Source organism: Pseudomonas sp. MWU12-2345 (assembly GCF_023242385.1).
Taxonomy (GTDB): domain Bacteria; phylum Pseudomonadota; class Gammaproteobacteria; order Pseudomonadales; family Pseudomonadaceae; genus Aquipseudomonas; species Aquipseudomonas gingeri_D.
This window is the reverse complement of the sequence record NZ_JALLJA010000029.1, coordinates 22,376-44,198: the sequence shown is the minus strand read 5'-3', so window position 1 is coordinate 44,198 and position 21,823 is coordinate 22,376. Positions and strand designations below refer to the sequence as shown.

The 21,823-nt window shown below is 62.9% G+C and carries 18 protein-coding genes; 10 read left to right on the top strand and 8 right to left on the bottom strand.

The window, feature by feature from the left end:
* A complete protein-coding gene (locus tag M5C71_RS32270; RefSeq protein ID WP_152736683.1) occupies window positions 1-1,977 on the bottom strand; it encodes a methyl-accepting chemotaxis protein in 1,977 nt (658 codons plus the stop codon).
* Between the two features lie 182 nt (window positions 1,978-2,159).
* Complete coding sequence (locus tag M5C71_RS32265; protein ID WP_103497704.1) at window positions 2,160-3,080, bottom strand: LysR substrate-binding domain-containing protein; 921 nt, start codon at window positions 3,078-3,080, stop codon at window positions 2,160-2,162.
* 152 nt (window positions 3,081-3,232) lie between these two features.
* Between M5C71_RS32265 and M5C71_RS32260 the strand changes: the two genes are divergently transcribed.
* Window positions 3,233-4,636, top strand: a complete 1,404-nt coding sequence (locus M5C71_RS32260) for a NorM family multidrug efflux MATE transporter (RefSeq protein WP_152736681.1) — start codon at window positions 3,233-3,235, stop codon at window positions 4,634-4,636.
* 24 nt (window positions 4,637-4,660) lie between these two features.
* Here M5C71_RS32260 and M5C71_RS32255 read toward each other — a convergent pair whose 3' ends face one another.
* Window positions 4,661-6,331, bottom strand: coding sequence for a bifunctional diguanylate cyclase/phosphodiesterase (locus M5C71_RS32255; protein ID WP_248769594.1), 1,671 nt, complete (start codon window positions 6,329-6,331; stop codon window positions 4,661-4,663).
* A 266-nt stretch (window positions 6,332-6,597) separates the two neighbouring features.
* Here M5C71_RS32255 and rep point away from each other — a divergent pair, with 266 nt between their 5' ends.
* Both rep and M5C71_RS32245 read left to right on the top strand, forming a co-directional pair.
* Window positions 6,598-8,607, top strand: coding sequence for a DNA helicase Rep (rep, locus tag M5C71_RS32250; protein ID WP_100942151.1), 2,010 nt, complete (start codon window positions 6,598-6,600; stop codon window positions 8,605-8,607).
* Window positions 8,608-8,662: 55 nt separating this feature from the next.
* Window positions 8,663-9,232 (top strand): xanthine phosphoribosyltransferase, encoded by a 570-nt coding sequence (locus tag M5C71_RS32245; protein ID WP_103499758.1) that lies wholly within the window; start codon window positions 8,663-8,665, stop codon window positions 9,230-9,232.
* Between the two features lie 14 nt (window positions 9,233-9,246).
* Here the strand turns inward: M5C71_RS32245 and M5C71_RS32240 are convergent, their stop codons facing one another.
* Window positions 9,247-9,915: a response regulator transcription factor gene (locus M5C71_RS32240; RefSeq protein ID WP_152736883.1), complete on the bottom strand. Its 669-nt coding sequence runs from the start codon at window positions 9,913-9,915 to the stop codon at window positions 9,247-9,249.
* A 301-nt stretch (window positions 9,916-10,216) separates the two neighbouring features.
* Between M5C71_RS32240 and M5C71_RS32235 the strand changes: the two genes are divergently transcribed.
* From M5C71_RS32235 to M5C71_RS32205, 7 genes are all read left to right on the top strand, one after another.
* The gene (locus M5C71_RS32235; protein ID WP_103499760.1) at window positions 10,217-10,780 is read left to right on the top strand and encodes a fimbrial protein; all 564 of its coding nucleotides are present in this window, start codon (window positions 10,217-10,219) and stop codon (window positions 10,778-10,780) included.
* Between the two features lie 61 nt (window positions 10,781-10,841).
* A complete protein-coding gene (locus tag M5C71_RS32230) occupies window positions 10,842-11,612 on the top strand; it encodes a fimbria/pilus periplasmic chaperone (RefSeq protein ID WP_103499761.1) in 771 nt (256 codons plus the stop codon).
* A gap of 19 nt (window positions 11,613-11,631) precedes the next feature.
* Window positions 11,632-12,417: a fimbria/pilus periplasmic chaperone gene (locus M5C71_RS32225; RefSeq protein WP_248769593.1), complete on the top strand. Its 786-nt coding sequence runs from the start codon at window positions 11,632-11,634 to the stop codon at window positions 12,415-12,417.
* A gap of 136 nt (window positions 12,418-12,553) precedes the next feature.
* Entirely contained in the window at window positions 12,554-15,148 is a 2,595-nt protein-coding gene (locus tag M5C71_RS32220) for a fimbria/pilus outer membrane usher protein (RefSeq protein ID WP_248769592.1), read from the top strand.
* A 74-nt stretch (window positions 15,149-15,222) separates the two neighbouring features.
* A complete protein-coding gene (locus M5C71_RS32215) occupies window positions 15,223-16,167 on the top strand; it encodes a fimbrial protein (RefSeq protein ID WP_177100806.1) in 945 nt (314 codons plus the stop codon).
* 76 nt (window positions 16,168-16,243) lie between these two features.
* Window positions 16,244-16,777: a fimbrial protein gene (locus M5C71_RS32210; protein ID WP_248769591.1), complete on the top strand. Its 534-nt coding sequence runs from the start codon at window positions 16,244-16,246 to the stop codon at window positions 16,775-16,777.
* Between the two features lie 59 nt (window positions 16,778-16,836).
* Window positions 16,837-17,358: a fimbrial protein gene (locus M5C71_RS32205; protein ID WP_248769590.1), complete on the top strand. Its 522-nt coding sequence runs from the start codon at window positions 16,837-16,839 to the stop codon at window positions 17,356-17,358.
* Between the two features lie 30 nt (window positions 17,359-17,388).
* On the opposite strand, the gene M5C71_RS32200 is transcribed toward M5C71_RS32205, so the two are convergent.
* The 4 genes from M5C71_RS32200 to alr form a co-directional block, all read right to left on the bottom strand.
* A complete protein-coding gene (locus M5C71_RS32200) occupies window positions 17,389-19,311 on the bottom strand; it encodes an acetyl-CoA hydrolase/transferase C-terminal domain-containing protein (protein ID WP_248769589.1) in 1,923 nt (640 codons plus the stop codon).
* 145 nt (window positions 19,312-19,456) lie between these two features.
* The gene (locus M5C71_RS32195; RefSeq protein ID WP_248769588.1) at window positions 19,457-19,876 is read right to left on the bottom strand and encodes a c-type cytochrome; all 420 of its coding nucleotides are present in this window, start codon (window positions 19,874-19,876) and stop codon (window positions 19,457-19,459) included.
* A gap of 183 nt (window positions 19,877-20,059) precedes the next feature.
* Window positions 20,060-20,608, bottom strand: coding sequence for a cupin domain-containing protein (locus M5C71_RS32190; protein WP_100942162.1), 549 nt, complete (start codon window positions 20,606-20,608; stop codon window positions 20,060-20,062).
* A 128-nt stretch (window positions 20,609-20,736) separates the two neighbouring features.
* Window positions 20,737-21,810 (bottom strand): alanine racemase, encoded by a 1,074-nt coding sequence (gene alr, locus M5C71_RS32185; protein WP_248769587.1) that lies wholly within the window; start codon window positions 21,808-21,810, stop codon window positions 20,737-20,739.
* Between the last annotated feature and the right edge of the window lie 13 nt (window positions 21,811-21,823).

Below are 21,823 nucleotides of genomic sequence, written 5' to 3'. Positions count from 1 at the left end.
TCAGCGAAACTGATCCACTTCCTGGCGCAGCTCCGTAGCCAGGGTCTCCAGCTCCCGGGCCGTGAGCGCCAGGTTGGAGACGACTTCGCGCTGCTCGCTATTGGCCAGGGCAATACCCTGCAGGTTGCCGCTGAGCTGGGTCGCGGTGTTGCTCTGCTCCTGCGTTGCACTGGTGATGACGGCGAACTGCTGCCCGGCCGACCGGCTCTGCTCGTCGATCTGCGCCAGGGCCGACGCCACATTGGCATTGCGTGACAGGCCTTCCTGCATCAGCCGATTGCCCTCTTCCATGGTGCTGATGGCGTGGCCGGTCTGTTGCTGGATGCTCTGGATCATTCCGGAAATCTGGTCGGTGGCTTCACGGGTACGCCCCGCCAGGCTGCGCACCTCATCGGCCACCACGGCAAAGCCGCGACCTTGCTCGCCGGCACGGGCCGCTTCGATAGCCGCGTTCAGCGCCAGCAGGTTGGTCTGGTCGGCAATCGAGGTAATCACCCCGACAATCCCGCCGATTTCCTCGGAACGTTGCCCCAGGGCGTTGATCACCTCTGCCGTGCCACCGAGGGAGCCGGCGATCTGCTCCAGGGAGGCCGAAGCCTCCTCCATGGCGGTGCGACCGATTCGTGTCTGCCGGGCATTTTCCTGGGCCAGCCGCTCGGTATTGCCCATGTTGTCGGCGATATTCAGCGAGGTGGCACTGAACTGCTCCACGGCACCGGCCATGCTGCTGATCTCGCCGGATTGCTGTTCGATCCCTTCATAGGCTCCGCCAGACAAACCGGTGAGCACATGGGCACGCGCGCTGACCTCGGCAGCCGCCTTGCGAATGTGCTCGACCATGGAGGACAACGCCTGCCCCATCTGGTTGAAACTCTCGGCCAACTGGCCGATCTCGTCATGGCTGGACACGTTCAACCGTACACTCAAATCCCCCGCCCCCAGGGCTTGCGCCTGGCGTACCAGATCGCCCAGGGGCCGCAACTTGCTGCGCAACAGCCAGATCGCCGCGCCGACCGCCAGCAGCATCGCCAGCAGGCTGCCGATCACCAGTTGAATGCCGACGCTCCAGGTCACGGCGCGGATCTCGGCCTTGGGCATGCTCGCCACCACGGTCCACGGCCCGCCGTCAAAGGTCGCCGCGACGCTGTAGAAGTCCTCGTTCTTGTCACTCCAGAAGCGCCCGTGGCCCGGTTGCCGGACCAGATCGACAATCACCGGGATCGCCTGTGCAGGGTCCGTCACCCCGGCTGGCGGCACCAGCCAATGCTTCTGCTCATCGAGCAAGGCCAGGGAGCCGGCCGTGCCGATACGAAAGCGCTTGAGGTTGTCGAACTGCGCATTCTGCGCATCGGTGTAGTCGAAACCGACGAACAATACCGCAATCACCTTGCCGCCGGCATCGCGTACCGGTGTGTACTGGGTCATGTAGGATCGGTCGAACAGCAGCGCCCGCCCGACGTACGCCTGGCCCGCCAGCAAACGCTGGTAGGCCGGATGCTGGTGATCGAGCAAGGTGCCGATGGCGCGACTGCCGTCCTGCTTGGTCAGGGAAGTGCTGACCCGGACGAAGTCCTCTCCACTGCGCACGAACAGGGTCGCGACACCCGCGGACATCTGTTTGAACGCATCCACCTCGGTAAAGTTGTTGTTCAGCAGTTCATTGCCCAGGTACAAGCCCGGAGCTTGCACGCTGCCCACGGCGATCATTTGCTCGGGGCGCACGCTCATGCCACTGCTGAAACGCTTTTCGAACAACCCACTCAGGCGCTGGGTACTGTCGCGCAGGGTGCTGTGGAAAGTGTTCAGTTGATCAGCGAGCAAACGCGCTTCACTGGCCAGGTGCTCTTCACGGGTGTCGAGGTTGGCGGAATCCAGCGAACGCAGGGCAAACACGGTGCTGCCACTGATCACCAACGCCAGGATAACGGCGAGCGCCAGCCCCAGTTGCGAGGCGATTCGAGCACGGGGTCGAGACATGGTACGGCTCCTGACCGGGCGGCGAATCCTGTGGAGACTGTCAGACCGCGCGGAAACATTTCCAATGAACAAAGTATGAGCAAACCGTTTTTTGACGCCGGTTCCCTGTCGGTAGATTCGGCGGCGCCGACGAATACTTGAGTCATTTGGGCGGATATCAGTGGCCCCCCAAAAACAGCGTATCAGCCCAGACGCTCGACTTCGGGCAAGACCATGGCCGCGACCTCACCCTGGAGGAAATCACTGAGCCGCCGCAGACGCTCCCCACCCGGTCGGGTTTTCGGCCAGACCAGGTAATATTTCTCACCGCTGTCGACGGCGGTCGGCCACGGCAAACTCAGACGCCCCTGGGCTACATCCTCGGCCACCATCAGCAAGTCGCCCATGGAAACCCCATAACCCCGCGCAGCGGCAATCATCCCCAGCTCCAGGGTATCGAACAGTTGGCCGCCCTTGAGGGAGACCCGTTCGGACAGCCCCATGCGCCCCAGCCAACTGCGCCAGTCGCGCCGATCGGGCGTCGGGTGCAGCAGCTCGACGCTGGCCAGACGCTCGGCATCCCAAGGCTGCTCATTGAGCAGCGTAGGTGCTCCCACCGGAATCAACCACTCGGAAAACAGGTAGCTGGCCTCCCAGTCGGGCGGGAAATGGCCGTTGCTGAGCAGCACCGCACAATCGAACGGCTCCTGGTTGAAGTCCACGCTGTCGATATCCATCCAGGCGCTGGTGAGCTGCACCTCATTGCCTTGCTGCAAATGCCGGAAGCGGCTCAGCCGCGCCAGCAGCCAACGCATGGTCAGGGTCGAAGGGGCCTTCATGCGCAGGATGTCGTCTTCGGCGCGCAAGGTATTGCAGGCCCGCTCCAGGGCACCGAAGCCCTCGCGGATACCCGGCAGCAGCAAACGCGCGGATTCGGTCAGTTGCAGATTGCGCCCGTTGCGCTGGAACAGCCGGCAGGCGAAGTGCTCTTCGAGCGTACGAATATGTCGGCTGACCGCACTCTGGGTAATCGACAGTTCCTCCGCCGCCCGGGTAAACGAGCTATGGCGTGCCGCCGCTTCGAAAGCGCGCAAGGCATACAAGGGAGGCAGACGACGGGACATGGGAAGCGCTCCGATAACGCAATGCGCCAACCCTAGCAGAAAGCGCCTTGCATGAGTTTTTATCATGCGAGCAATCGGTTTTATCCCTTTGTGCAAATGCCCGGGAACCCTGAGAATCAACGGTCCTCACTGCCTTGCACCTGTCGAGCCTGATGATCATGAAGCATTCAGCACGCACCGAACTCTGGGCCATCCTGCGGCTATCCGGGCCGCTGATCGCCTCGCAGTTGGCGCATATGCTGATGGTGCTGACCGACACCCTGATGATGGCCCGGCTCAGCCCCGAGGCCCTGGCCGGCGGCGGCCTGGGGGCGGCGAGTTATTCGTTCGTGTCGATTTTCTGCATTGGCGTGATCGCGGCGGTCGGCACCCTGGTCTCCATTCGCCAGGGCGCCGGCGATATCGAAGGCGCCACCCGCCTGACCCAGGCCGGGCTCTGGCTGGCCTGGGCAATGGCCCTGCTCGCCGGCCTGCTGCTGTGGAACCTCAAGCCGGTGCTGCTGATGTTCGGCCAGACGCCGAGCAACGTGCACGCCGCCACGCAGTTCCTGACCGTGCTGCCGTTCGCCCTGCCCGGCTACCTGAGCTTCATGGCCCTGCGCGGTTTCACCAGCGCCCTGGGCCGCGCCACCCCGGTGATGGTGATCAGCCTGTGCGGGACCCTGGCCAACTTTGCCCTCAACTACGCCCTGATCACCGGGATGTTCGGCCTGCCCAAGCTGGGCCTGGTGGGGATCGGCCTGGTCACCGCGCTGGTCGCCAGCTGCATGGCCCTGGCGCTGGCCTGGCATATCAAACGGCATCCGGCGTACCGCAACTACCCTTTGCTGCGGGGCCTGTCGCGACCCAACTGGCAGTATCTGCGCGAGCTCTGGCGCCTGGGCCTGCCGATTGGCGGCACCTATGCCGTGGAAGTCGGGTTGTTCGCCTTTGCCGCGCTGTGCATGGGCACCATGGGCAGCACGCAACTGGCGGCGCACCAGATCGCCCTGCAGATCGTTTCGGCGGCCTTTATGGTGCCGGCGGGGATTTCCTACGCCATCACCCTGCGCATCGGCCTGCACTATGGCGCCGGGCAATTGCTGGACGCACGCCTGGCCGGCCGGGTCGGTATCGCCTTCGGCGCGGCCGCCATGCTGGCCTTTGCCGCGCTGTTCTGGCTGGCACCGAATCAATTGGTCGGGCTGTTCCTGGATCGCAACGACCCGGCGTTCCAACCGGTCATCGAACTGGCCGTCAGGCTGCTGGCGGTGGCCGCCTGGTTCGAGCTGTTCGACGGCACCCAGACCATTGCCATGGGCGCGATCCGGGGCCTGAAAGACGCCAAGACCACCTTCCTCGTCGGTCTTGCCTGCTACTGGCTGATCGGCGCTCCGGCGGCGTGGTTGCTGGCGTTCGACTTCAACGGCGGACCGACCGGTGTCTGGTGGGGCCTGGCGCTGGGCCTGGCCTGCTCGGCGGTGAGCCTGACACTGGCGTTTGAATGGCGGATGAAGCGGATGCTCGGACGCCATACGGCGCAAAGCCCACAGCCTGGCGTCATGGATGCAGCCTGAGTCGACAGGCTGCCTCCAGCGGCGTCAAACCACTTCCTGCACCGCCGGCTGGGCGGCGTCAAAGGTCAGGTATTCCACCAGTTCAGCCAGCGGCAACGGCTTGCTGATCAGGTAACCCTGGACCTGGTCACAGCCGAACTCACGCAGCAAAGCCAGTTGCCCTGGCGTTTCCACCCCTTCGGCCACCACTTCCAGATGAAGGTTGTGGGCCAGGTTGACCATGGCATGCACCAGCTTGCGGTTTTCTTCGCGCTGCTCCATGCCGCCGACAAAACTCATGTCCACCTTGAGCAAGGCAATCGGCAGGCTGTTGAGGTGCACAAAGGAAGAAAACCCGGTGCCGAAGTCGTCCAGGGAAAAACGCACCCCCAGCCGCCTCAGGGCATCCATGGTCTGCTTGACCAGGTCGCTGCGACGCATCACCGCGGTTTCGGTGAGTTCAAATTCCAGCCATTGCGCCTCGACACCGCGCTCGCTAATCAACCGGCTCAAGGTCGGCAGCAACTGGCTGTCCTGGAACTGCCGGAATGACAGGTTGACCGCCATGTGCAACGGCGCCAGGCCACGCTCGCGCAGGGCCTGCATATCCCGCAGCGCCCGGGAAATCACCCAGTAGCCCAACGGCACGATCAGGCCGCTTTGTTCGGCCAGGGGCACGAACTCGCTGGGCGGCAGCAACCCGCGCTCGCCATGGCGCCAGCGTACCAGGGCTTCGAGCCCGACGATCTTGCCGCTGCCCAGATCGAGGCGCGGCTGGTAGTGCAATTCCAGTTCATCGCGGCGCAGGGCCCGGCGCAGTTCGCTTTCCAGGTCGGCGAGGCTGCGGGCGTTGCGATTGATCCGTTCATTGAAGATATGAAAGGTGCAGCCCTGGGTGCTCTTGGCCTGCTGCATGGCGATATGCGCATGCCACATCAACGGGTCGGCCCCGGCGTTGGCACGGGTATGGGCGATGCCCAGGCTGCAACCGATCAGCAGGCTCTCGCCGTCGACCCAGTAAGGTTCGGCCATGGCCTCGACAATCCGTTCGGCCACCCTCCCGGCCCGTTGGGGCGCGCGACGGGTGTCGATCAGCAGGGCGAATTCATCGCTGCCCAGGCGCGCCAGCTGGTCACCGGCCTCGAGCTGGCTCTTGAGCCGCGCGACCACCTGCAGGATCAGCCGGTCGCCGGCCTGGTGACCCAGGGCGTCGTTGGCATGGCGGAAATTGTCCAGGTCCAGGTGCCCGAGGGCCAGGCCGCGCCCCTCATTCTCGGCCAACCGCGCCGCCAGCAGGGTCTGGAACCCCTGGCGATTGGCGATACCGGTCAGCGGATCCTGCTCGGCCAGGCGTTGCAAGGTGTTTTCCAGCACGCCCCGTTCCCGCACATGACGCAGGCAGCGGCGCAAGGTCGGCGCATCGAGGCCCTGGCGAACCAGCCAGTCACTGACGCCCAACGGCGCGATCAAGGGTTCTTCGTCCAGCAACAGGATGGTCGGCAGGTGACAGCGTCCCGGCGCCGGCTGCAGGTTCGGCACCGTCAACAACAGTGCCGTGCGGTCAGCCTCGAACAGGCGGCTGACCACCTCCCAGGACGGCGCATGGATCAGCACGGCCGAATCTCCCAACGGAGCCAGACACTCGCGCAACAAGGCCGCCCACTCCGGCTCATCGGCCAGTAGCAGCAAACGCAAGGGTTCCACAGGCGTAGACAAGCTGACTCCCTAGACTCTGCAAATAACGTTGACGATCAACATTGCGACACGCTTCAGGGCGACTCTAAATACGAATGATTATCAAGTGCTTTGCTGTGTAGCACAAAGGTGAACAATAGCTGTAATTACGCCGCGCATCCTGCGTGAAAGTAACAAAACCGGCAAATTTAGATAGCGCGGCACGTCACAGTGTCGGAGAGTCGCGGCAGAATCCCTCCAGCCTGTTAAAATGCCCGCCCTTTTCGCAACAGACTCCTGACTCCGTCATGTCCCGACTCAATCCCCGGCAGCAAGAAGCCGTGAACTACGTCGGCGGCCCTCTTTTGGTGCTCGCCGGCGCCGGCTCCGGCAAGACCAGCGTGATCACCCGCAAGATCGCCCATCTGATCCAGAACTGCGGCATCCGCGCCCAGTACATCGTCGCCATGACCTTCACCAACAAGGCCGCGCGGGAAATGAAGGAACGTGTCGGCACCCTGCTCAAGGGCGGCGAAGGCCGTGGCCTGACGGTGTCGACCTTCCACAACCTGGGGCTGAACATCATCCGCAAGGAGCATGCGCGGCTGGGCTACAAGCCGGGTTTCTCGATCTTCGACGAGGCCGACGTCAAGGCCCTGATGACCGACATCATGCAGAAGGAATACTCGGGCGACGACGGCGTCGACGAGATCAAGAACATGATCGGCTCCTGGAAAAACGACCTGATCCTGCCGCCCCAGGCCCTGGAGAATGCGCGCAACCCCAAGGAGCAGACCGCGGCCATCGTCTACACCCACTACCAGCGCACGCTCAAGGCGTTCAACGCGGTGGACTTCGACGACCTGATCCTGCTGCCGGTGAAGCTGTTCGAGGAACATGCCGACATCCTCGAAAAGTGGCAGAACAAGGTCCGCTACCTGCTGGTGGATGAATACCAGGACACCAACGCCAGCCAGTACCTGCTGGTGAAAATGCTCATCGGCACGCGCAACCAGTTCACCGTGGTCGGCGACGACGACCAGTCGATCTACGCCTGGCGCGGCGCGCGGCCGGAAAACCTGATGCTGCTCAAGGACGACTACCCGTCCCTGAAAGTGGTGATGCTGGAGCAGAACTACCGCTCCACCAGCCGTATCCTGCGCTGCGCCAACGTGCTGATCTCGAACAACCCCCACGAATTCGAAAAGCAGTTGTGGAGCGAAATGGGCCACGGCGACGAGATCCGCGTGATCCGTTGCCGCAACGAGGACGCCGAGGCCGAACGCGTGGCCATGGAAATCCTCAGCCTGCACCTGCGCACCGACCGGCCCTATAGCGATTTCGCCATCCTCTACCGGGGCAACTACCAGGCCAAGCTGATCGAGCTGAAGCTGCAACACCACCAGATTCCCTATCGCCTGTCGGGGGGCAACAGCTTTTTCGGCCGCCAGGAAGTCAAGGACCTGATGGCCTACTTCCGCCTGATCGTGAACCCGGATGACGACAACGCCTTCCTGCGGGTGATCAACGTTCCGCGCCGGGAGATCGGTTCGACCACCCTGGAAAAACTCGGCAACTACGCCACCGAACGCAAGATCTCGATGTACGCCGCCACCGACGAAATCGGCCTGGGCGAACACCTGGACAGCCGCTTCACCGACCGCCTGGCGCGCTTCAAGCGCTTTATGGACCGGGTGCGCGAGCAGTGCGCCGGCGAAGACCCGATTGCCGCGCTGCGCAGCATGGTCATGGACATCGACTACGAAAACTGGCTGCGCACCAACAGCTCCAGCGACAAGGCCGCGGACTACCGGATGGGCAACGTCTGGTTCCTGATCGAAGCGCTGAAGAACACACTGGAAAAAGACGAAGACGGCGATATGACCGTCGAGGATGCCATCGGCAAGCTGGTGCTGCGGGACATGCTCGAGCGCCAGCAGGAAGAAGAGGACGGCGCCGAGGGCGTGCAGATGATGACCCTGCATGCGTCCAAGGGGCTGGAGTTCCCCTACGTGTTCATCATGGGCATGGAGGAGGAAATTCTCCCACATCGCTCCAGTATCGAAGCCGATACCATCGAGGAAGAACGGCGCCTGGCCTACGTCGGCATTACCCGTGCCCGTCAGACCCTGGCCTTCACCTTTGCCGCCAAGCGCAAGCAGTACGGCGAGGTCATCGACTGCGCGCCGAGCCGTTTCCTCGATGAGTTGCCACCGGACGACCTGGCCTGGGAAGGCAACGACGACACGCCGACCGAAGTGAAAGCCGTACGCGGCAATTCGGCGTTGGCGGATATACGCGCGATGTTAAAGCGCTAGAATTGAGCATTTTTTAATCTATCTTCAGCGCAAAAGCGCTATTCGAGGACGTTCCGTGGAAGCACTGCACAAGAAAATTCGCGAAGAAGGCATCGTGCTTTCCGATCAGGTCCTGAAGGTCGACGCCTTCCTGAACCACCAGATCGACCCGCAGTTGATGAAACTGATCGGTGACGAATTCGCCGCGCTGTTCGCCGACTCGGGCATTACCAAGATCGTCACCATCGAGGCCTCGGGGATTGCCCCGGCGATCATGACCGGGCTGAACCTCGGCGTGCCGGTGATTTTCGCCCGCAAGCACCAGTCCCTGACCCTGACGGAAAACCTGCTGTCGGCAACGGTGTATTCCTTCACCAAGCAGGTGGAAAACACCGTGGCGATTTCCCCGCGCCATCTGACCAGCAGCGATCGCGTGCTGATCATCGACGACTTCCTGGCCAACGGCAAAGCGTCCCAGGCGCTGATCTCGATCATCAAGCAGGCCGGCGCGACCGTGGCCGGCCTGGGCATCGTCATCGAGAAATCCTTCCAGGGCGGCCGCGCCGAGCTGGATGCCCAGGGTTATCGCGTGGAATCCCTGGCCCGGGTCAAGTCCCTGGCCGGTGGGGTCGTCAGCTTTCTCTGAGCCGAGCCCGGAAATCAGAGGCCTATCGCGCTCGAGTCCCGCAGCGAACCGGATAACTTGAACAGTTCGCTGTCGGTCTTGATCCCCAGCTTGCGGTAGGCCGACTGTTTCTGCGTGCTGATGGTATTGGCGCTGCGGGAGAACTTGGCGGCAATCCCGTTCACCGACATGCCATCCAGGAAGCAGCGCAACACTTCCCGCTCCCGCGGCGAAAGAATCTCATCGTGCGCACAGCCGCACGTGCGCTCGGCGGCGACCGACACCTTGCACAACGCCGCCTCCGACACCCCCACCTCCCGGGCCATGGCCGGGTGCAGGTAGATCTTGCCGCGGGCCACGGTACGGATGGCGGCCGCCAGTTCGTCCAGGCGCTGGGACTTGCCGAAGAAGCCCCAGCTTCCCGCCTGCAGCGCCAGCGACACCGTCGCCGGCGTATATTGCGCCGACAGCACCAGGGTCCGACACTCGGGATAACGTACCCGCAGCGCGCGGATCAGGTTGACGCCATCGATCTCCAGCGGACCGAGCATGAAATCGACGACCACGACATCGGGCCGTCGCTGGGCCAACGCGGCGAACAGTTCCCCACTCGTGGAAAAGGAACCGATGATCTCAAGATCGGACTCCTTGGATAACCACAAGGCCGTGCCCACCCTTATCACCTCATGGTCATCCAGCAGCATGACGGTGCGGGGACCAGGAAATACGCTACTCATCTTGGATCAGACCTCCTGAACGATAGAGCCAGGCCGGCAACGGGAGGGGCCCGGCTAAGACCTACAGAACTTTCAGACTTATAGCAGCCAGCACCGGGAGCACAAACGACAAACCATTCGAGAAATCACGAAACTGCCAGGGTTCGAGTTATCTCGATATGTCGGAAGTTTGGTTTGCACGAGAGTGATAACCCTCATCCGACAGGCTAGTACCTTCCCTGCCAGCCTGTCGGAAGAGACATCAACTGAAACCATTCAAGGTAATCCGATGAAAATCTCTCAAGTCTCTGCCGCCGTTTCCCTTGCCCTCGCCGCCCTGATCGCCCTGCCGGCTTCCGCAGCCAACGACGGCATCATCAACTTCAACGGCTTGGTGACCGACGTGACCTGCACCATTGAAGGCGAAGCGCCAGGCGGCGGTACCGTGGTCAAGAACGTCGACCTGGGTGGTGTGCCCGCCTCTCTCCTGACAAACGCCGGCGATCGTCGGAACCTCACCGGCTTCACGATTCGCGTGGGCGCTCCAGGCGAAACGGCCTGTACCAACGGCCGCACCGCCATGGTCGCATTCGATCCGAGCAGCCCGGCGATCGATGTCGCCACCGGCCGCCTGAACATCGATGCAACCGCGAACGCCGCCAGCAACGTCCAGGTCGAGGTGACCAAGCGCGACGGCACACCGATCCACGTCTACAGCGAAAAATCCGAAGGCGTGGTCATCGCCAACAACCAGGCACTCATTCCCCTGGCCGCCCAGTACTACGCCACCGGCGCCGCGGGCGAAGGCGAGGTCGCCACCCGGGTCGGCTTCATGGTCGAGTACGCCGACTAAGCATCATCCAATGGACCTGCGCCCTGTCGTGGGTCCAGCCTTCAACACGAGAGCTTCGCCAATGAACAACCTGACTCGTTCGGGCATGGTCATCTGTGCCCTTCTGACGGCATCGCTGCACGCTACGTCCTCGTTTGCCGCCGTGATCATCCATGGCGCGCGCGTGATCTATCCCGCCGAACAACAGGAAGTCGTGGTCCGACTGGAGAACAAGGGCGAACGCCCCGCCCTGGTCCAGCTCTGGCTCGACGACGGCGACAAACGTGCGACACCCGCAACCGCGAAGGCACCCTTCACCGCGCTACCGCCGATGCTGCGCATCGAACCGAAAAAGCAGCAGGCCCCGCGCCTGCGTTATACCGGCGAGCCGTTGCCCACGGACCGCGAAAGCCTGTTCTGGCTGAATGTGCTGGAAGTGCAGCCGACCGCAGCCGACGCCAAGGACAAGAACCTGCTGGAGCTGTCGTTTCGTTCCCGTCTGCGGGTGTTCTTCCGACCCGAGGGGCTGCCCTATTCGAAGGCCGCCGCAGCACCGAAGCTGAGCTGGAAGCTGGTGCGCCACGAAGGCGGTCACGCCCTGGAAGTCGTCAACCCGACGCCTTATCACGTCTCCCTGGGCTCGGTCGAACTGGTGGGCAAAGGTGGCAACGAACGTTATCCGAAAGCCCCGAACAAGGAGGCCAACGACAGCCTGTTGCTGCCGGCCGGCGATATCAAGCGCTTCGCCCTGCCCGCCCTGCGGACCCCGCCCCCGGGAGCACTGAAGGTCGAGTTCAGCGCCATCAGCGATTTCGGCGCACGGGTCAGCCATACCGCCGACATCCCCTCTTGAACCGGACCGACGATTGCCCATGAACACCCTCAGATCCCAGCACACCGCCCGTTTCACTCGCCTCGCCGCCCGGCTCGTCCTGGCGACCCTGACGTTGATCACCTGCTTCACGGTGCAGGCCAGCGTCGTTATCACCGGCACCCGCGTGGTGTATCCGGCGAACCAGAAGGAGATGAGCATAAGGTTCGAGAACAAGAACCAGAAACCGGCGCTGGTGCAGGTCTGGCTGGACAGCGGCGATGAGGAGGTGACGCCGGAACGGGCCAAGGTTCCGTTTGTCGCCACGCCACCGATCTTTCGGATGGAGCCGGACAAGCAGCAGGTCGTGCGCCTGACCTACACCGGTGAACCGCTGCCCAAGGATCGCGAGAGCCTGTTCTGGCTGAACATGCTGGAAGTCCCGCCCAAGGCCCCAGATTCGGAGCAGAGCAACCAGCTGCAACTGGCGTTCAAGACCCGCATCAAGGTGTTCTTTCGACCCCAGGACCTGCCGTACGAGGCGGTACAGGCCACCGAAAAACTGCGCTGGACGCTGGTGAAAACCGAACAGGGGCCGGTCCTGGAAGTGCATAACCCGACGCCCTACCACCTGAACTTCGATTCGGTGGAGCTGCTGGCGGCGGGCCAACGCCATGCCAAGCCGGTCGGTGAGACGGCAGTCGCGAACATGGTCAATCCGCAGGCCAGCAACCGTTTCCCCCTGCCCAGCCTGAAGTCGACGCCGAGTGCCGGCGCCCAGGTCGAATTCCAGGTCATCGACGACTACGGCGCCCGCCACACGCACAAGGCCCAGGTCATGCTTTGACGGGCTGAATCCAAAACCGGCGTCCCTCGAACGCCCACCCGTAACGACACCTCCGGCCCCGTCGCGATCCACAACGCGCGACGGCAGGGAACGGCTTGCCCGAATCCGGCAATACACAAGGTTTGGAACGTTAGTGATGAGATCGAAGACACAACCTGTAGCCGGCGGATCGCACCCTGCGCGCAGCCGCCTGGCCCACGTCATTCACAGCCTCCTGCTGCTGGCCGCCGGCAGCGTCCTGGCCGCCGACGAGGTCGAGCAGGTGGAGTTCAACCCGGCCTTCTTTCCGGGAGGTGGCGGGCAGATCGACATCTCGCGCTTCAACGAAGGCAATGTGGTCCTGCCGGGACATTATCGTGCCGATATCAGCGTCAACGGCGGCTGGATCGGCCGCGACGAACTGACTTTCGCCGGTGTCGAGGGCCAGAAAAACGCGCAGCTGTGCCTGGATCGCGCCCTGCTGATCAGGCTCGGGATCGACCTCGACGGGGTGGCACAAAAGGCCGCCGACGCTGGCGAAACCGTTCCGCCGCCGTTACCGAGTACACCGGCCTGCGGCGATATCAGTACCTATCTACCCGGCGCCAGCGCCCGCTTCGATGCCGGCGAAAGCCGCCTGGACCTGCAAGTCCCGCAGATCTACCTGTCACGCAAGGCGCGCGGTTATGTCAGTCCCGAGCACTGGGACACCGGCGTGAACGCGGCGTTCGTCCGCTACGACGCCAACGGCTTCATGAACAACAACCAGGGCCGCTCATCGTTCTCCAACTCCCTGCGGCTGAACACCGGTCTCAATCTGGAGGGTTGGCACCTGCGGCACAACGGCGCCTACAGCAGCAACGATGCCGGCAGCAGCTACCAGAGCAGCGCCACCTATGTGCAACGGGAACTGCCCGGGCTGCAATCGCAATTCATGACCGGCGAGATCTACACCACCGGCGAGTTGTTCGACAGCCTGCGCATGCGCGGCGCCAGCCTGGCCACCGACGATCGCATGCTGCCCGACTCGCAGACCGGCTATGCGCCCATCGTCCGTGGCGTGGCCGAGACCAACGCCCGGGTCAGCGTACGCCAGCGCGGCATCCTGCTCGACGAAACCACGGTGGCCCCCGGGCCGTTCGTGCTCGATGACCTGTTCCCCACCGGCTACGGCGGCGACCTGGAAGTCACCGTCACCGAGGCTGACGGGCGCCAGCGGCAATTCATCGTGCCTTTCGCTTCCGATGTGAAACTGCTCCGACCGGGTTACAGCCGCTACTCGTTGAGCGTGGGCGAAATGGCCGAGCTCGGCGTCAACAGCAATCCCTGGCTGAGCCAGGGCACTTTCCAGTACGGCCTCAACAACCTGCTGACCGGCTATGCCGGGGCCCTGGCCTCGGAAGGCTATAACTCGCAAATCCTCGGCACCGCCCTCAACACCCCGGTGGGAGCGATTTCGCTGGATCTGACCACCTCCCATGCCGAGCTGCCGGGGAATGGCAAGCGCCGGGGCCAGAGTCTGCAGGCCCGCTACAACAAGAACTTCGCCGACACCGGGACCAACTTCGCCCTCGGGGCCTTCCGTTACTCCACCGACGGTTTCCTCACCGCGCGGGATACCGCGCGACTGCGCGAACTGGCCCGCGACGGCGGCAACCTGGACAATATCAGCCGGGTACGCGAACGCCTGGATATCAGCATCAACCAGAGCCTGGAGCGGGGTTCACTGTTCCTTACCGGCTCGTCGCAGAACTACTGGAACCGCAAGGGCGGCAGCCTGAGCTTCAGCGCCGGCTACAGCAGCAACTGGCAACGCCTGAACTACACCCTTAGTGCCCAGCGCACCCGCGACCTGCTGACCGAGCGCAGCAGCAACCAGATCGACCTCACCGTCAGCCTGCCGCTGGGCTACTCGAACCGTGCGCCCAACCTGTCGAGCACGCTGACCCACGGCGACCGGCAAAACAGCATCCGCACTGGCCTCAGCGGCACCTGGGGCGAACGCAACGAGATCAACTACGGCGCTTCGGCCAGCCACGCCGACAATGGCATCGGCAACAGTTTCAACGCCGACCTGCAGTACCGCAGCCGCTACGCCCAGGCCTCCACCAGCTACAGCCAGGGCAACGGCTACCACTCGCAATCCCTGGGCCTGTCCGGCGGACTGGTGGCCCATGCCGACGGCCTGACCCCGGAACTGGGCGACACCTTCGGCCTGGTCAACGCGCCCGGAGCCAAGGGCGCCTGGGTCGGCGGCAATAACGCGCAGGTGGACGATAACGGCTACGCGGTGGTGCCACACCTCACGTCGTACCGCCAGAACGTGGTCGAGCTGGACCCCAGGGACATGTCCCACGACGTGGAGCTCAAGTCCGCCTCGCACAACGTCGCGCCCCGGGCCGGTTCCGTGGTGGTGATGAAGTACGAGACCAGCAGCGGGCGGGCCTTGATCATCAATGCCCTGCGCGAGGATGGCAGCCCGTTGCCCTTCGGTGCCGATGTGTTCGATGAAAGCGGCGTCAGCACAGGCGTGGTCGGGCAGAGCAGCAAGGCGTTTGTCCGGGTACCGCGCGATAGCGGCCAACTGACGGTCAAGTGGGGCTCGGCCAGCACGGACGTCTGCCGGATCACCTATGACCTGGGCACGCTCGCCGACTCGAACGGTTTACGTCAGATGGATGGTGAATGCCGGGCCGCCATGACCGATACGCCTCGGTCGGGTCCGTCGGATACCGCTGCGGATGAGGCTTGATCATGGTCGCCCATACCTGCTCCGCAAACGCCCCTGCCGACAGATTCCAGCCCCTACTTCACGCGAGAAAGAAAATGAAACGCCCCCTCCAGTCAGTTTGCGCATTGCTGATCCTTTCACTGCCGGTGGCGGCTCAAGCGGCGTGCAACTATTACCCAAACAACCCGCGCAACGGCGCGACTTTTCCAGCCACCATCAGCGTGCCGTCAAGCCTGGCAGTGGGAGCCCTGATAGCAAGAGCCTCCTTTGGTGGTACATACCCCAGCGGCGTCAGCACCTGCAGCCCTCCCATCATGCAGCAAACAACCGGGCGATATACAACCGCCGATTCGGTGACGCTTCCTGGTGTGGGAGGTGTCTATCGAACCAATGTTCCAGGGATTGGCATACGGGTCTATGCGACGCTCAGGGGAGGGACCCCCTACTTGCTGCCCCTCCACAGCAGCTCGACTTCACTGACCTATACAAGCTTTGAACACACCATCGTGACGATGGAGGCCCAGTTCTACAAAATAGGGAACGTATCAAACGGTACGGTCCCCGGCGCTAACCTCATGGTGAACAGCTGGGATGGGCGCACCATCCACACGGTTCTACTGAACAACCCCGTCAGCTTCGTCACCCCCACCGCCACCTGTGACCTCGCCGCTGGCGACGTCAGCCGCGTGATCGCACTGGACCCCGTGCGGATCTCGAACTTCACCGGCATCTCGATCGGCACCAAGAGTTTCGACCTGACCGCCAACTGCAGCAATGCCTCGAACGTCACCTTCAGATTCACCGGCACGCCGGATCCCGGAAACTCCGCGCTCTTTGCCAATAGCACCGGTTCGGCTCGCGGTGTTGCGCTATGGCTGCATACACCGGGCCAGACGGTAAGCAACAACAGTACTCGCACCGTCGCGGTTTCAGGCAACCGGGCCGTGCTGCGCATGGGCGCGGAGTACCACAAGACCACCGGCACCCTGACCAAAGGCACGCTGGTGAGCACCGTCACCGTCAACATCACCTACAACTGAGCCAACAGACCGCTCGCGGCAGCGCTCGTCGAATGCAATGCGTCAATCAACGCTTTACCTGACAAGGATACCTGTAATGAAAAAACCTCTTTTCGTATTGCCCCTACTGGTTGCCGCTGCAACGATCACCGGCACGGCTCAAGCTGTCCAGACCGGCAGTCTGCGGTTCACAGGTGAGATCCAGGGTGGCACCTGCCACCTGGCCACCGGCGATGTCAGCCGCTTGATCGAGCTGCCTCCGGTCAAGGTCAGCGATTTCGATAGCGCCACTTGGGCCGGGCTCAAGACATTCGACCTGACCGCCAACTGCGACTCGGATATCAGAAGTGTCACCTTCACCTTTAACGGCACATCGGACGCCTTAGCGCCTGAACGCTTCGCCAATACCGGCACCGCCCGCGGCATCGCTACCGTGATTCAATCGCGCATCGGGGGAACTGCCTACAACTTCCCTGCCAACGGCAACCCTACCGCTCGCTCGCGAACCATTTCAACAACCGCCGGCCGTGCGGTACTGCCCATGGGCGCGCACTACATAAAGACCGTCCTCTTCGGCGTCTCCAAAGGCACGCTGATCACCACGGCCTCCGTGACCATTACCTATAACTGACGCCACAAGCCTTACCAGGCCGCCACCTTCCGTCGGCCCGCCAGAACGGACAACACCCGATGAAGACCTACCTGATACCCCTGGCGCTGGCGCTCGCGACCATCGCCCCGGCTTCGGCCACGGAAACCCTGAACCCGGGCAATCTGCGCTTCGAAGGCACTGTCGAGGGCGGCACCTGCAACCTGATTGCCGATGACATCGAACGCGCCATATCCCTGCCACCGGTCAAGATCGATGACTTCGCGGGCGTCGACTCCGCAGGCCACAAGCCCTTCGAGCTGAGCGTCCGCTGCGACGCCGATATCACCAGCGTCACCTTCACGTTCCATGGCACGCCGGCCTCCTCGGATGGCGCCCGCTTCGCCAACACCGGCGATGTCAGCGGCCTGGCGCTGTGGCTGTACTCGCAGCTGGGGGGCGTGCGACAGACCATCCGCGCCGACGGCAACGACAATACCCGCACCCTGACGCCGAGCGGCGGCCAGGCGGTGCTGCCACTGGGGGCGGCCTACTGGAAGTCCGGCGCGGTCAGCGAAGGCAAGCTGGAAAGCCTGGCGACGGTGGACGTCACCTACAACTGAGGCATGCGCCCTGCGCCAAGGCCTTGTCCGCTAGCCGGCAGTGGCCTGCAGTCCCGCCAGCAACAGGCGCTGGTACAACTCGTCACGCAGGCCCTGGGGCTGCGCCAGCCCCATGCGCTCCAGATGTGCCGGAAACGCCGACGGCTCGGGCGCGTCGAACGTCGCCTTGCCCAACTCAAGTGCCTCGGTGAGCTTGAATTTGCTCTTGAGCCAGTTCAGCGCCCGCAGCAGATCCCGCTCCTCCACGCTGAAATCACAGCCCAGCGGATACTCCGGGAACAACTGCGGGTGACGCGCGCGAATCGCCTGCAAACGTTGCGGGCTGTTATCGGCAAACCGCGAATCGAGACGGAAATTCCCCGGCAGCTTGCCGACTTTTTGCGCCTGCTCGATCAGCTCCGACTGAAAGCGCGAATCGGCGATATTCAGCAACGCCTCGATGACCTGGACGTCGGTCTTGCCGCGTAGATCGGCAATGCCGTACTCGGTCACCACGATATCCCGCAGATGCCGGGGGATGGTGCAATGCCCATACTCCCAGACGATGTTCGAACTGACCTCGCCGCCCGACTCGCGCCAGCTGCGCAGGATCAGGATCGAGCGCGCGCCCTCCAGCGCATGCCCCTGAGCCACGAAGTTGTACTGCCCGCCGACACCGCTGAGCACTCGACCGTCTTCGAGCTGATCCGCCACCCCCGCGCCCAACAACGTCATGGTGAAGGCGCTGTTGATAAAGCGTGCGTCGAGACGCTGCAGGCGCTTGAGTTCTTCCTGGCCAAACAGCTCGTTGATATAGCTGATGGCGGTCATGTTGAACTCGCCCAGCTTGTCCCGGGACAGCTCGTGCAGGCGCTGATAAAAACTGCGCGGGCCGAGAAAGAAGCCGCCATGCACCGCAATGCCGCCCGTCTGCCGGGCACTGTCGAGGGTTCCGGCATTGGCCTGGCGTTGCTGCTCAAGGTCGGCGTAGACCTTGCGCCGCACGATACCCGCGTCCACCAGCACCAGCAGGCCATTGACGAACATCTCGCTGCAACCGTAAAGCCCCTTGGCAAACGACTCGATGCCGCCCTCCTTGTCGAGCAGCGCTTTCCAGGGGGACAGGTCGATATCCGCCAGCAAGGCCTGGTAACCCTCGTTGTCCGCCTGACGGGCCAGCAAGGCACCGGTCAAGGCATCGCCCATGGAGCCGATGCCGATCTGCAAGGTGCCACCATCGCGCACCAGGGTGCTGGCGTGCAGGCCGATAAAGTGGTCCTGGGTGTCCACCGGCATATTCGGGGTGGAGAACAGGGTGCTGCGTTCCGGCTCGTCGATCAGCAGGTCGAAGGCATCACGGCTGAGTTCGGAATCCCCGGGCATATACGGCAGATCGCTGTGAACCTGCGCCAGCACCAGGATGGTTTCCCCGGCGGCGCGGCGGCGGGCGATCATCGGCAGCAGGTCGAGGGTAATGTCCGGATTGCAGCTCAGGCTCAGATGCCCGGGATGTTCCGGCGCCTCGGCCACCAGTTGCGCGATCAGGTTCAGGCCGGCGGCGTTGATATCGCGGGCGGCATGGCTGTAGTTGCTGCTGACGTAGTCTTGCTGGGCCTGCGTGCTGTGCAACAGGCTGCCGGGCTGCATGAAGAACTGCTGGACGTGGATATTCGGCGGCAGGCTGTCCCGGCGCAGGTCGGCGAGGAAATCCAGTTCGGGGTAGTCGCCGAATACTCGTTCGACAAAGGGTTCGAGGAAACGCCGCTGCAAGCCGTCGCCCAGGGATGGGCGACCGAGACTCAAGGCCGTATAGATCGTCAGCCGCCGCTCCGGCAATTGCCTGATGCGCTGGTAGAGCGCGTTGATAAACCGGTTGGGTTTGCCCAGGCCCAACGGGCTGGCCATGTGGATATGTGCCGGCAGCCGTGCCAGCACCTCATCGACCGCACGTTCGATAGAACAGGATTGCACCATCGGATCCTCCTCGCCTTTCCGTGAATTGAGGTTCGACCGAGCTTGCCGGGAATTTGCTGAAAATGACAGCCCACAGACACAGGATCGGGTTTTCACCAGATGCAAAAAAGCCGCTCGTAAGCGGCTTTTTCAGAGACGATCGGTCTTATTTCAACCCAGACATTTTCTCGATCGCACCTTTGAGCTCGTCATCGGAGCAATCGGCGCAGGTGCCTTTTGGCGGCATCGCGTTAAGGCCGGTGATGGCCTTGGCCAGCAGGCCACTGAGGCCGCCTTGGTGATCGGCGCGATCTTTCCAGGCCGCGGCGTCGCCGATTTTCGGCGAACCCAGCAAGCCGGTGCCGTGGCAGGCGTTGCAATGTTTGGCAATCACTTCATCCGGCGCCTTGGCACCACCGCCACCGCCCACGGTAGCCGCCACTTCCATGCCTTTACACTCTTCGCCCTGGACACACACCTTACCCACCGGCTCCAGGCGCTTGGCAATGTCGTCATTGATGGTCGAAGCCTGAGCGCTGATGGCCCACAGGGCGACTACGGTTGCTGGTACGGCCAGCATTTTCATAATTGGATTCACGCGTACACCCTCAATGGTGGCTAATCACGCCCGCAACCACGGTTTCGCAGGCGGCGTGAGTATAACGGTTCGATTGCCACTGCGAAACAACCCTAATAGTCACAAGGGTATTAGCAAGTGGCCAATCAATACTACCGGGCGCCTTGAAATCCCTGACCTGACGCCTCTCTGTTAAAAATTCGCCGGTGTCGCTGCGCTGATTAGTCGCGCGGGGGTATCGAACGGGTTGCGGAAGCGATGCGGCTTGGTGCTTTCAAAATAGTAGCTGTCGCCCGCTTCGAGGACGAAAGTTTCTGCACCCACCACCAATTCCAGTCGGCCTTCCAGCAAAATGCCAGTCTCTTCGCCCTCATGGGTGAGCATTTCCTCTCCGGTATCGGCACCTGGAGGATAGATCTCATTGAGAAAAGCGATAGCACGGCTGGGATGAGCACGACCGACCAGCTTCATGGTCACGGCACCATCGGAGATATCGATCAGCTCGTTGGCCTTGTAGACGATCTGGGTCGGTTTTTCCTGGAGGATTTCTTCGGAAAAGAACTCGACCATGGACATGGGAATGCCGCCAAGCACCTTCCTCAGCGAACTGATCGAGGGGCTGACACTGTTTTTCTCAATCATTGAAATGGTGCTATTGGTGACGCCCGCGCGTTTGGCGAGTTCACGCTGAGACAGACCTTTCAGTTTACGGATGGATTGCAGTCGTTCACCGACGTCCAATACGGCAGCCTCCCAGGGATTCAGGCGATGTTGTAATTGAGCGATATCATGGCATAGCGTTCAGTATTTACAACACTCAGGGCCGAATCCTGGTCGGCGGGACGATCTGTGGCGCGGCGGGTTGCCCGTTAGCTCCCGGTGTAGAGCAGTGGCACCCGGCGCAGGTTGCAGAAGATCTGATAAGGAATGGTCTCGGCCCGGGCCGCGACCTCGCTGGCCAGGATGTTCTTGCCCCACAACTCCACCGTCGAGCCCAACCCGGCCTGGGGCACGTCGGTCAGATCGATGCACAGCATGTCCATCGACACCCGGCCCAGCAGTTGGCTCGGCTGGCCCGCCACCAGCACCGGCGTGCCGGTCGGTGCGTGACGCGGATAGCCATCGGCATAACCCATCGCAACCACGCCAACCCGCGTCGGCCTGGACGTCACGAACAGGCCGCCGTAGCCCACCGGCTCACCCGCCGGCAGCTCGCGCACGCTGATGACTTTCGACTCCAGGGTCATGACCGGCTGCAAACGCGCGGCGACAGGGTTTTCTTCTTCGAAAGGCGTCGAGCCGAACAGCAGGATGCCGGGACGTACCCAATCGCTGAAAATCTGCGGCCACCCGAGCACCGCCGGAGAGTTGCGCAGGCTGACCTCAGCCGACAAACCCTGGCGCGCGGCCTCGAAGGTCGCCACCTGTTCGGCGCTGCGCTGGCTGCCCAGCTCATCGGCGCGGGCGAAGTGGCTCATCAGGACGATTTTCGCCACTTTGCCGCTGGCCTGCAGGCGCTGGTAAGCCGCCTGATAATCGGCCGGTTCCAGCCCCACCCGGTGCATGCCCGAGTCGAGTTTGAGCCAGACATTGATCGGCTTGGCCAACACCGCCTGCTCGATGGCCTCCAGCTGCCAGAGCGCATGCACCACGCACCAGAAGTCGTGCTCGACGATCAGTGGCAGTTCGTCGGCCTCGAAAAAGCCCTCCAGCAACAGGATCGGCGCGCGAATACCCCCGGCCCGTAACTCGAGGGCCTCCTCGATACAGGCCACGGCAAAACCATCGGCCTCGGCTTCCAGGGTCTGGGCACAGCGCAGCGCGCCATGACCATAGGCATCGGCCTTGATCACCGCGAGGGTTCGGGCACCCGAGACTTCGCGGGCCAATTGGTAGTTGTGACGCAGAGCTTGGAGGTCGATCAGGGCACGGGCAGGACGCATGGCGGCAAACTTC